Source organism: Stenotrophomonas sp. YJH_SMC_17 (genome assembly GCF_059371655.1).
The window spans coordinates 165,611-177,406 of record NZ_JCAFUU010000006.1 but is presented as its reverse complement, the minus strand read 5'-3'; the positions used below and the strand labels follow the sequence as shown (position 1 = coordinate 177,406).

The window sequence follows — 11,796 nt, the reverse complement described above, 5'->3', positions numbered from 1 at the left end:
GGTCATTTCCATGACGTACATCACATTCATGTTTCTGTACGGCAATGATAGCTCTGATCTTCACGTTTGCGCGATCAAGACGCAGTCAACGCCGCCCGCGGGGCGGGCGACGTGCGGCTCGAAACTCAGCAATGGGAAACGCGTGTTACTCGTACTGGATCGTGAACGTCGCCTGCCCGTTGGCGGTGCCGGCACCGACGGTACCGGCCTGGGTCTGCACGTAGCGGGCCCGCAGCGGCAGGCTCATCACACTGGTTCCAGTGGCGGTGGTGCCGACACTGATGGTCTGGCCGAAGCGCACTTCACGTTCGCTGCTGCCGTCGCGCTGGACCATCTGGATGCCGATGCGGGTGGCACTGTTGGCGGCTGCGCTCAGCTTCAGCACGCCGGGCATGTTCGAGCTGTCCTGGTCGGCGTCCAGGCGGATGCCGATCTTGCTCTGGTAGGCGGCCACGTTGCTGCCCTGGCAGTTCAGGCGGATCTCGAAATCGCGATCGACGGCCTTGGAACCCACACCGGTGAAGGTGGTGTTGGCCACGCTGCCGAAATCGACCGCGATGTTGCGGCTGCCGGCCTGCACTTCGCAGGTCGGGCTGACCACGGTGGTGCCCGAGCCCCTGAAGGTCGAGGTCAGCACGGGTTTGCTGGGACCGTCACCATCGAAGTAATAGGTGGTGAAACGGCCATTCGGTGCGATTACGCCCGAGCCCGTCTGCGCGGCGGTCTTGATCAGCTGGATGCGGAACTGGCCGCCGATCAGCGAGATGGTGGAGTTGGCACCGAAGTTGATGGAATGCGGGTAGTAGGTCTGGATCGCGCCGGAGTCGCGGAACAGGCGGATGCCCACACCGGTGACGCCGGTCTCGTAGACGTTGGCAAAGCCGGCCACCGGCCGCTTCTGTGGTGCGTTGACGTACTCGCCCGTCGAGTTGCCGCCACTCCACCAGTCGCAGCTGGCTACATTGTTCCGCTGGTTGATCGGTACGCTGATTTCCTTGATCACGCCACCCACCGGGGTGCTGGGCAGGATCACGATCTGCCCCATGTCCATCTGCACATCCTGGGCAACGAAACCGTTGATCTGGATGCGGCAGGCCGCGCTGGCCTGCTGCGCCAGCAACCCACCACCCACCAGCATCATTGCAGCCAGCACCTTGCGGCCACGGGAAGAAATCATCGGCATGCTGCCTCCAGCGGGATGAAGCCGGTCTTGGACGCATCGGCGTCTGCCGGAACCTGGTAATCGACGGTGCAGCGCTGGTCGGCGCCGGCGCCCCACTCCACCAGCAGGCGGCCCCGGGTCTGCTCGCTGCGCACGTACAGGCGGCCACCCTGGCTGACCATGCCCACCGGCTGGCCCTGCTCGTCCTTGACCTGCGCACCGAACGGCATGCTGCGGCCATCGGGGTTGCGCACCTGGATCAGCAGCGCGTTGCCCTTGCGGGTATCGAAGCGCAGGTAGCTGATGGCACCGGCGAACGGTGCGATGGCCTGGCTGGTGCTTTCCAGCTCCACGTCGTGGGCCATGCCCTGCGGGTCGAGGGTGACGGTGTTGAGGCGGTACGGCGACACGTACGGCACCACGGCGTAGCCGCGGCCATCGACGCGCAGGCCCGGGGCGTTGCTGACGATCGCGTCGCGCGCACCCGGTGCTTCCACCAGCACCATGGTGTCGCCGCGCTGCGGGGTGAAGGTGAAGCCACCCGGATGCACGACCACGCTTCCGTTGGCACCGACCGAGGCCTGGCGGAAATCACGCGAGTGGCTGTAGGTGGCGTTCAACGCTGTGTAGCGGCTGCGGTATTCGGCATTGCCGACCGCCGTGGTGCCACCCTCGCGGGAATCGGACAGGGCTGCGCCGTAGCTGAAGTTGTTGTCGACGCCGGCCGAACCGGTGATGCCGACGCGGCTGTTGTCGTAGCCACCGCGGTCGCGCACGCCGAGATCGGCGCTGAACGACACCGGGTGGGTGCCACGGCCCAGCGGCACGCTCATCGACAGCAGGTACTGCGTATCGGAACGGCCCAGCACGCCCTCTTCGGTGCGCAGCGCCGAGAAGCCGTAGTTCACCGAACGCCAGGCGTTGTTGTAGCCCACCTGGTACTGCTTGGAGGTGCCGGACCGGTCGTAGAAGTCACGCACCGAGCCGGTCACGTACAGCGCGCCGCCGCGACGGCCCAGCGGCTGGTTCAGCGTCAGCTGGAACTGGCTGCGCTGGCGGCCACGGGTGGTCGGATCGATGCCACGCTTGTCCGAATCACGGCCGTACAGCGCGTCCTGCAGGCTGTAGAAGCCTTCGGTCGAATAACGGTAGGCGGCCAGGGTCAGGTTGGTCCCGGTCTCGCCGATCATGTTGCTGTAGCTCAGGCGTACACTGGCGCCGGTGTGGTCACCGTAGTGGTCGAACGAGGTGCGCGCGTGGGTGACATCGGCGGCGAACGCGCCGATGCGCGTGGACAGGCCGACGCCGTACAGCAGCGACAGGTAGCCATCGCTCAGTGCACTGCCGCCGTACAGGGTCAGCTGGTTGCCGATGCCACGCTGGTAGGTGCCCTGCACCAGCCACGGCTCATCGGCCAGCAGCTTGTTGCGCACCTGGCCCGCGGTCAGCGCATAACGCGACACGCCTTCGCGCAGCATCTGCGGCACCGAACCGAACGGCACCTTGAACTCGCGGCGACGGCCGTCGGCCTCGATCACGCTCACTTCCAGGTCGCCGCCGTAACCGGTCGGGTAGAGATCGTCGATGACGAAGCTGCCCGGCGAGACGGTCGAGGAGTAGATCAGCTGCTGGTTCTGGCGCACTTCGATGCGTGCGTTGGTCTCGGCGATGCCACGCACGACCGGCGCGTAACCGCGCAGCGAATCGGGCAGCATGCGGTCATCGCTGGCCAGGCTGGCGCCGCGGTAACCGATCGAATCGAACAGCTCGCCGGTGGTGTAGGCCTCACCGATGGTGAGCATGCCGCGCACCTGCGGAATGCCGCGTTGTGCATAGGTGGCGATGCTCTGCCAATGGCGGCCGTCACCCTCGGACCAGGTCAGGTTGGAGTCGTGGCGGAACTGCCATCCGCCCAGGTTCAGCCCGGCGTTCAGACCGAGGTAGGCGCTGCGGTTGCGCTGGCCACCTTCGACACGGCTGTCGCTGTCGATGGCATTGAAGCTGTAACCGACGAAGCCGGCATTGATGCCGCGGTCCCACAGCGATGGGTTGACATAGCCGCGCGCCTCGCGGCGCAGGAACACCTGCGGGATGCTGAGGTCGTAGCGCAGGTTGCCGCTGTCATAGATGCCATAGGCATTGGCCATGCGCTGCTGCACCGGCACGCAGCTGGTCTTGTCGGCCGGCACGGACGGGTCCTGCTGCAGCAGCACGGCCTCGCTGTCCACCCCCATTTCCTCCAGCATCGGCAGCGGCAGGCAGGCGTCCACACGCCCCTGCGCATCGGCCTTGAACTGCAGGTCGCGGCGGCCCTGCCAGGCACCGTTGACGTAGACGTCGACGCGGTAGTTGCCGGCCACCATCGGGTTGCCGTTGGTGAAGGCCGCCAGGTCAACCTGCTTGGCCTGGCCAGACAGGAAGCTGGAATTGAACTGGGCCGATTCCGGCGCACGCGCATTGGCCGCACCACTCTGCGCCATCAGCGCCTGCTCGCCGAGGTTGGCCGGGGCGGCCAGTGCCCATCCTGGGCAGGCCACGCCGGCAGCCAGCAGGCAGATCGCCTGATGGATCGACAATGTCAATCTGTTTCCGATCACACTGACATTCCTTCAGTTCGCCGCACGGCGGCGGTGGCGGGATGCGCGGGCGCATGGCCGGCGCGGCGCGTTCAGCCCCCGGTGCTGCCGAGGCGGATCGTGTGTTCCACGCGGCCGCCGTAGTCGTTGATGGTGATGAAGCGGACCTGGCTGGTGCCTGCCGGTGCGGCGAACTCCAGGCTCTGCTTCGGTGCAACCATTGCGCCCTTGTCCTCGACGGCCTTTTCGGTGCCGCCGGTCACGGCGTGCACTTCAGCCAGGGTGACGTGGAAGGGACTCGGGTTTTCCACCCGCAGGCGATCGCCGGCGAGCGTCCAGTGCAGTGCTGCCGGTGCGTCGTTGGCGACGCCCTTCAGCCCCTGCGGCCGGTAGAAAAGCTTCAGGCGCGAACGGAACGCGACCTGCAGGTAGTTCTGGTCGCCACTGTCGGCGTTGTCGGGCGACGGCGGCACGTCCAGCACGTTGAGCCAGAACACCGACTCGCGGTCGGCCGGCAGCTGTGCACCGGAGAAGATCACGCGCAACGCCTGGCTGCGGCCCGGTTCAACGCGCGCGATCGGCGGCGTCAGCACGAACGGGGCATCGCTGGTGTCGGCGGTCTGGTTGGCATCGCCGCTGTCGATCCAGGCCTGGACCAGCGCCGGCGAGTCGCCCACGTTGTCGACCTGCACGGTGACTTCGCGCGCCTGCGCCGGATAGATCACGCGGGTGCCATTGACCACCACGCCGGCCAGAGCGTTCTGGCAGAAGGGCAGCGTGAACGCTGCCAGCAGCAGCGCCCGGGGAAAGAATGCTTTCATCGGAAGTACTACGCTCGAGGGGTGTGGCCAGGGGCCGCGGCGCATGGGCCGGCGGATACGCCGGCCAATGCGGGTACGACGACGATCAGTTGTAGATGATCGTGTACTTGACGCTGCTGGTGACGTCGCCCGGGGTGGCGGCGGCAGTGGCGTAGTACTCAGCGTAGTAGCTCAGGTCGGCCGAGCCGTCGGTGCCGACGGTGACCCACTGCGAGTTGGTCTGGGCCAGACCAGCGCCAGCAGCCTTGATCGGCAGGACCTGGTTGTTCGAACCCAGCAGCTGCAGCTGCACGTTGGTGGCAGCATTGGCCGAAGCCTGGTTCAGCAGGCGGCCGCTGTTGAAGTCAACGGTCGAACCCGGCTCGAAGTAGGTCGCGACGTTGCCGGCGCTGCACTTGGTCAGGTTGATGGCGAACGGGGTACGGCCCGCAACGGCACCGGCGGTGGCCAGGGTGTTCTTGGACACGGTCGGCAGGTTGACGGCGAAGTCCTTGCCGCCCGGGGTCGAGATGGTGCAGGTCTTGTCGGTCACCTTGCCGGTGAAGGTGATGGTGCCGTCGGCGGCGTTGGCGGCCAGCGGAGCGGCGGCCAGCATCAGAGCGGCGATGAGGTTGATCTTGTGCATTCGCTTTTACCTAACCCTACTGAAGAGATGGAAGTAGAGGAGGAAGCAAGGAGCACTGCCGGGCGAACAAGACCCATCCTTGCGTCTCACCTGTGGCCGGATTCGGACGTACCTCTCCCTGAATCCGTGACGCAAGTATATGCACAAGTGTGATGAAAGTCTCATTATTTTTCTGAACGCCAATTCATTGACGCTCGAAAAGTGACGTGGTACGCAATTTCTCCAGACAAGGGGCGCCGGAAAGGCGACGGCAGGAACTCCTGCCGCGAACGACCTTCGACGACGTGTTGACCGGCACTGCGGACACGCGCGGAAAGAGGCCATTTTCAGGCCGAAATTCACTTATTTGATGCACATCACTCTTTGTTGGTGATGGCCCTAGCAGATTCGGAATCGTCCTATTAAAGGCTGATCGCAGCTGTCGCTAACTAGGACACACCGAACCAGAGAACGTGTCATGAGAACCTCCCTTCTGCTGTGCGTGGCCCTGATGTCCATCAGCGCCGTGGCCCAGGCCAGCAGCGGCAGCATCCGCTTCAGCGGCCGCATCGCCGAACCGGGCTGCACGACGAACCTGTCCCAGGGCGAGCTGAGCCTGGCGGCGTGCCCGCCGTCGGCCAAGGGCTCGACGGTGGCGGTAACGGCACTGGCTGACGGCCAGGCCGCGACGCTGCGCGATGGCAAGCGCCAGGGGCAGAAGCTGTCGGTGTCGGCCAGCGCGATGCGCGCCGGCGATATCGCCTTCTCCGAGCGCTACAGCGTACAGGGCTCGAAGCAGCAGCCATTGCAGGGCGCCTACCTGGTCGTGGTTGACTACCTGTAAGCGTCAGTGACGGCCGGCGTGCTTACGCCGGCTGCGGCAGCTCGAAGACCTGACGCAGGTACGCCAGGTAGCCCGGGTCGTCGCACATGCTCTTGCCCGGCGAATCGCTGAGCTTGGCCACCGGCTGGCCGTTGCAGCGGACCATCTTGATGACGATGTTGAGCGGCGTCGGGCCCAGATCATTGGTCAGGTGCGTGCCGACACCGAACGCGACCTGGCAGCGTCCACGGAAGTAGTCATACAGGCGCATCACCTTGGCGATGTCCAGACCGTCGCTGAAGACCAGCACCTTGCTGCGCGGGTCCACCCGGCGCTGCTGGAAGTGCGCCAGCATACGGTCGCCCCAGTCGAACGGATCGCCGGAGTCATGGCGGACGCCGTCGAACAGCTTGCAGAAGTACATGTCGAAGTCGCGCAGGAACGCGTCCAGGCCGACCACGTCGGACAGCGCGATTCCCAGGTCGCCACGGTACTCGCGCGCCCACGACTCGAGTGCCGCCACCTGCGAATCACGCAGCCGTGGGCCCAGCGCCTGGAACGCCTGCAGGTACTCGTGCGCCATCGTGCCGTGCGGGGTCATGCCGTAGAGGCGGGCGAAGTGCACGTTGCTGGTACCGACCAGCTGCGGGCCGAGTGCATCACGCAGCAATGGCAGCAGGCGCGCATGCCAGTCGCGCGAGTAGCGTCGGCGGCTGCCGTAGTCGGCAATGCGGCACTGTTCGAAACCGGGGGTATCGCGCAGCAGTGCCGCCTTGGCCTGCAGGCGTCGCTCGCCTTCGGCGAAGTCAGGCGTGGTGGTGTTGCGGAACCAGACTTCGTTGATGATCGCCAGCAGCGGCACTTCGAACAGGATGGTGTGCAGCCACGGGCCGGTGATGTCCAGTTCGATCTCGCCCGGCACGGTCTTTGAGGCACGCAGCTGGATGTACTTGCGGTCCAGGTGGAACAGACCGAGGAAATCGGCGAAGTCCGGCTTCACGAAGCGCAGGCCACGCATGTAGTCCAGTTCCGCGTCACTGAAGCGCAGGCTGCACAGGTGGTTGATCTCTTCGTCGATCTGGTCGATGTAACGGGCCAGGTCGATGCCGGGCGTGCGGCACTTGAACCGGTACTGCACCTGCGCGCCGGGGTGCTGGTGGAGCACCGCCTGCATCATGGTGAACTTGTACAGGTCGGTGTCGAGCAGGGACTGGATGATAGGCATGGGGCAGATTATGCGCCCGGCGGCGTGAACCGGGGGGCCAGCCTCCGCATCCCGTGTGCATGCAGCCGAGCATGGCTCGGCTCTACAGTAGATCCACGCCATGCGTGGGTGCGCTTGTGGCCCTACAGCGACCGGCGCAGCAGGCGCGGCACCAGCATCAGCGCATGGGCCCAGATCGCGCCCCACACCGCCACCCGCACCGGCAACGAACGCTGCTTCGCTTCGAACTTCTGGAAATAGCGCCACAGGCCCTTGTGCTTGTGCCATTCAACGAAGAACGGCCGCGAGCGGCTGGACACACCACGCACATGGGTGACCTGCAGGTCATTGGCGATCGCCACCACCGCACCGGCGTCGCGCGCACGACGGCACAGGTCCAGGTCTTCGGCGTGCAGGCGATAGCCCGCATCCCAGCCACCGATGCGCTCAAACAGCGCTCGCGGCATCATCAGCAGCGCACCGGACAGTGCCGGCACCCGCTGCAGCGGCTGCTGCGGATCGCGCGGAACCGCCAGCTTCGAGCCCTTGCCCGGCGAACGCAGCATCAGGAGGAAATCGGGATCACGACGACGCACCGCCTCGTCGGCATGGCCATGCTCATCCAGCTGTTCGACGCCCAGCAGGCAATCGCCCAGCCTTTCGGCACGGCTGCGCAGTTCGGCCAGGGTATCCGGCTCGATCATCAGGTCCGGATTGATGAAGGCCAGCCACGGGCTGCGCGAATCGGCCACGCCCTGGTTGTTGGCAGCGGCGAAGCCGGGGTTGTCCGGATTGCCGACAAAACGCACGCGGGGGTCATGGCTGGCGTGCCGTTGCACGATGTCCAGCGTGCCATCCAGCGAGCCGTTGTCGATCACCCGGATCTCGGCCACGTCCTGCGCCTGGCGCAGGCGCGAGAGGCAGGCATCGATGGTGCTGCCGCTCTGGTAGGTGACGACGATGGCGGCAATGGCAACATTCAAACGGGGGGCTCCGGCGCGGAAGAAACGAACAGGTCGCCCTGTTCCCTGGGCATTATCGCCTGCCGCATGCGCTGCTGCAGGTTGGCGCGCAGCCCGTGCAACGGATCGTGCATCAGGAAATCGGCCAGGCGCGGCACCCAGCCGGGCCAGCGTGCAGCCAGCGCCTCAAGGTCGCCATCACGGCTGACCGCCTCGCCAGCCCGGCTGACAAAGGCGGTCTCGCACAGCACGTTGCGCCAGCCCAGGCCGGCCATGCGCAGGCTGAGGTCGACCAGGGCCGCGTTCCAGCCGGCATAGCTGTCCACATCCAGGCCACCGGCGCGACGGCGTGCGTTGCCACGCACCAGCACCGCATGGGTGACCGCAGATGGCAGCTCCGGGTGCAGCGTCGGCAGCCCGCTGCAGACGTGCGCCAGCAGCTCGGCGTCATCGGGTTCGGGGTTGATCTCGCCCAAACGTGGCCACGCCGCGGTTTCTCCCGCGTTGCACCACGGGGTTGCGGTCGCGATGGCGGCGTCGCGGGCAAAGGCGTCCTGCAGCTGCTGCAACCAACCCGGCGCCGGCACGCTGTCCGGTGCCAGCACCACCACGTCCATGCCATCGCAGGCGCGCAGCATCTCGTCCAGATGGGCCACCTCGCCGAGCGGCCGCGCGCGGCGGGTGTATTCGGCCTGCAGCGGCGTATGCGCCAACCAGTGTTCCACCACCGCCTGCGCACGCGGACCGGTCTGCGCATCGTCGGCCAACCAGACCGCGGTGCCCGGCGCGGTGCCGGCATCCAGTGCAGCCAGGCAGCGGTCGAGCGCGGCATCGTCCACGCACAGCGGCAGCAACACGATCGCCCCCATCCCGCCTCCGTGGTTGTCGGTGGCCACAGCCTAGCACTGGGAGGGTATCGGCCGGGTTGCACCCGGTACCCGCAGAAGCCAGAGCCGAAGCCGAAGCAACAGCAGAAGCCGGCTATCCGTGGGATGGCGGGGTGGGTCCAGTTGCGGGGGGCGCCGTGAATACGTCCCTGTAGGCTTGGCACCCGCATCCATGCGGCTGACACCCCCGCCACCGGACCCACCCCGCCTTCGACAGATTTCTGCGATCTGCGGTAGATCCACGCCATGCGTGGATGAATCTCCATCGGAATCGAATATTTCGAATTGGAATCGAAAAGCATCCACGCATGGCGTGGATCGTGTCGACCAAGGTCGACACCTACCAACAGCAGCAGGAAACTGTCGAAGGCGGGGCACTGTGGGTTTGCGGGGTGTGAGCCGCATGGATGCGGCGACCAAGCCTACAGGGACGTATTTACGACGTCCCCGCAGACCCACAGTGCCCCGCCACCCCTCAGTAAACCCGCTGTTGCCGTTGCTCTGGCTCCGGCTCTGGCCTCTGCGGGTGCCGGGCGCAGCCCGGCCGTAAACCCCTTACTTCTTTGCGCGCGGCTGGTTCAGCGGTTCCATCGCTCGGAAGCGCTGGCTGTACTCGTCGGTCAGATTTCGTGCTTCCTGGCTGTTGCGCACGATGCTCGGGGTCAGCAGCACGATCACCTCCGAACGACGGCTGGTGCGGCTCTTCTGCCCGAACAGCGCGCCCACCACCGGGATCCGGCTCAGGCCGGGAATGCCGCTGCTGCCATCGGTGCCCGAATCGGTGATCAGGCCGGCCAGCATGATGGTGTCGCCGCTCTGCACCGCCGCTTCGGTCGACAGCTTCTTGGTCGAGATGCGCGGGTTGCAGTTGCGCTCCTGCGGGTTGCAGTTCTCCGGCACGTTCGAGGCGCTGCTCACTTCCTGCACGATGTCGAGGAACACCGTGCCGTCGCGCGTCACGCGCGGGCGCACCTTCAGGATCACGCCGGTGTCGATGTACTGCACCGAGCTGTAGCTGCTGGTGCCGATGCCGGTGTTCACCGTAGTCGTGTTGATCGGCACCTTGTCGCCCACGTTGAGCGTGGCCTCGGCGTTGTTGCGCACGAACACCGAGGGGGTCTGCAGCAGGCGTACATCGGTGACCTTGTCCAGCGCGCTCACCACCGCCGCACCATTGTGACCGGTGAACGCCCAGCCCAGGCCTTCGCCACCGGTCGCGGCACCGGCGAAGCTGCTCCAGGAGCCACCCGCTGCTGCCGGCAGGGTCACGCCGCCCAAGGCTCCCGTCAGTGCACGCCCGGCCACGGCATTGTCGAAGAACCAGTTCACGCCGTACTTCAGGTCACCGTCCAGCGAGACTTCTGCCACCTGGGCTTCGATGTGCACCTGCAGCGGCATCACGTCCAGCTTCTCGATCACCTCGCGGATCGAGCGCCAGGCCTGCGGGGTCGAGCGCACCAGCAGGGTATTGGTTTCCTCCACCGCCGACACGCCCACGCGATCGCCCTCCACTTCCAGGCTGACGCTGACGTTGCCGGACTGGCGCTGCGGCAGGTTCATGCTGCCGTTGCCGGCACCACTGGAACCGCTGCCCGGGGTCGAGCCGAAACTGCTGCTGTTGTTGCTGTCCATGCCACGGTCGCCGTCGCTGCCCAGCTGCGACGGCATCGCACCCGGGGCCAGCGAGGCCGGGCTGGAACCGGCACGGTTGCCGCTGCTGGCGAAGGCTTCACTGAGGCGCTCGGCCAGGTCGCGCGCCTTGATGTAGCGCAGTTCGTAGGAGAACAGGCGGGCGCTGCCGCCGGCAGTATCGATACGGTCCAGCCACTGCTGGATCTGGTCCAGGTAACGCACCTGGGGGGTGATCACCAACACCGCGTTGGCGTTTTCCAGGGGCAGGAAGCGGAACATGCCGGCGCTGGGGGTCTTGCTCTCCTCGCCGAACACTTTCTCCAGGTCGGCAGCGACCTGCTCGGCCTTGCCCGACTGGATCGGGAACACGCCCACCGACATGCCCGACAGCCAGTCGACGTCGAAGATCTCGACGGTGCGCATGTAGTTTTCCAGCTCGGCGCGGGTACCGCCGAGGGTGATCACGTTGCGGCCGCTGTCGACGTTGACGATGGCATTGGGCCGCGCATACGGCTCCAGCACCTTCTTCATTTCGGTGGCGGAGATGAACTGCAACGGGATCACCCGCACTTCGAAGCCTCGTGCGCTGGCCGCCGGCGCGGTGCTCGGTGCGACCGTGCCGGCCAGGGCCTGGTCGGCGGCGACGATGTTGTAGCGGCCGCCGCTGTAGACCATGCGGGCATTGTTCCAGCCCAGCACCATTTCCAGCAGGTTCAACGCCTGCGCCGGCGATACCGGCTTGGGCGTGGCCAGGGTCACCGTGCCCTGCACGCCCGGCGCGATCACGTAGTTCTGGCCCAGCATGTCACCGAGGATGGCCTTCACCACCGCATGCACCGACTCGCCCTCGAAGTTGAAGGTGGCTTCGCCGGTGCTGGCGCCATGCAGTGCCGGTGCCGGTGCGCGTGCGGCTTCGCGGTTGATCATGGTGCCGGTACCGCGGCGGATCACGGCCTGCGGAGCACCCTGTGCGTCACGGGCGGCATCGGCGGCGACCTCGGCCGCCTGGCCGGCTTCGGCCGTGGGCGACAGGTTGCCCTTGCGCTGCACATGCGGCGCGGACACGGTGCTGCAGCCGACCAGCAGCGCGAGGGCAAAGGACCAGGGAAGAAAACGCAGGCTCAT

Annotated in this window: 9 protein-coding genes; 1 reads left to right on the top strand and 8 read right to left on the bottom strand. The window is 66.3% G+C overall.

Translation table 11 applies throughout. The features are described 5' to 3' along the window. Positions 1 to 145: 145 nt before the first annotated feature. From AC5P8Z_RS16340 to AC5P8Z_RS16325, 4 genes are all read right to left on the bottom strand, one after another. Positions 146 to 1,183, bottom strand: a complete 1,038-nt coding sequence (locus tag AC5P8Z_RS16340; protein ID WP_286070922.1) for a fimbrial protein — start codon at positions 1,181 to 1,183, stop codon at positions 146 to 148. Further along, a complete protein-coding gene (locus tag AC5P8Z_RS16335) occupies positions 1,174 to 3,738 on the bottom strand; it encodes a fimbria/pilus outer membrane usher protein (RefSeq protein WP_495229523.1) in 2,565 nt (854 codons plus the stop codon). Before AC5P8Z_RS16335 ends, AC5P8Z_RS16340 begins: the two co-directional genes overlap by 10 nt. A gap of 92 nt (positions 3,739 to 3,830) precedes the next feature. After that, positions 3,831 to 4,559: a fimbrial biogenesis chaperone gene (locus AC5P8Z_RS16330; RefSeq protein WP_286070920.1), complete on the bottom strand. Its 729-nt coding sequence runs from the start codon at positions 4,557 to 4,559 to the stop codon at positions 3,831 to 3,833. 85 nt (positions 4,560 to 4,644) lie between these two features. After that, positions 4,645 to 5,184, bottom strand: a complete 540-nt coding sequence (locus AC5P8Z_RS16325) for a fimbrial protein (RefSeq protein ID WP_286070919.1) — start codon at positions 5,182 to 5,184, stop codon at positions 4,645 to 4,647. A gap of 457 nt (positions 5,185 to 5,641) precedes the next feature. Here AC5P8Z_RS16325 and AC5P8Z_RS16320 point away from each other — a divergent pair, with 457 nt between their 5' ends. Further along, positions 5,642 to 6,007, top strand: coding sequence for a hypothetical protein (locus AC5P8Z_RS16320; protein ID WP_286070918.1), 366 nt, complete (start codon positions 5,642 to 5,644; stop codon positions 6,005 to 6,007). Positions 6,008 to 6,029: 22 nt separating this feature from the next. Here AC5P8Z_RS16320 and pncB read toward each other — a convergent pair whose 3' ends face one another. The 4 genes from pncB to gspD all read right to left on the bottom strand — a co-directional run bounded on the left by pncB (position 6,030) and on the right by gspD (position 11,796). Beyond that, positions 6,030 to 7,211: a nicotinate phosphoribosyltransferase gene (pncB, locus tag AC5P8Z_RS16315; protein ID WP_033834855.1), complete on the bottom strand. Its 1,182-nt coding sequence runs from the start codon at positions 7,209 to 7,211 to the stop codon at positions 6,030 to 6,032. A 122-nt stretch (positions 7,212 to 7,333) separates the two neighbouring features. Further along, on the bottom strand, positions 7,334 to 8,173 hold the full coding sequence (locus AC5P8Z_RS16310; protein ID WP_286070917.1) for a glycosyltransferase family 2 protein: 840 nt from the start codon (positions 8,171 to 8,173) through the stop codon (positions 7,334 to 7,336). After that, complete coding sequence (locus tag AC5P8Z_RS16305; RefSeq protein WP_286070916.1) at positions 8,170 to 9,021, bottom strand: glycosyltransferase family 2 protein; 852 nt, start codon at positions 9,019 to 9,021, stop codon at positions 8,170 to 8,172. The genes AC5P8Z_RS16310 and AC5P8Z_RS16305 overlap by 4 nt, the downstream gene beginning before the upstream one ends. Before the next feature lie 573 nt (positions 9,022 to 9,594). Further along, entirely contained in the window at positions 9,595 to 11,796 is a 2,202-nt protein-coding gene (gene gspD / locus AC5P8Z_RS16300; RefSeq protein WP_495229522.1) for a type II secretion system secretin GspD, read from the bottom strand.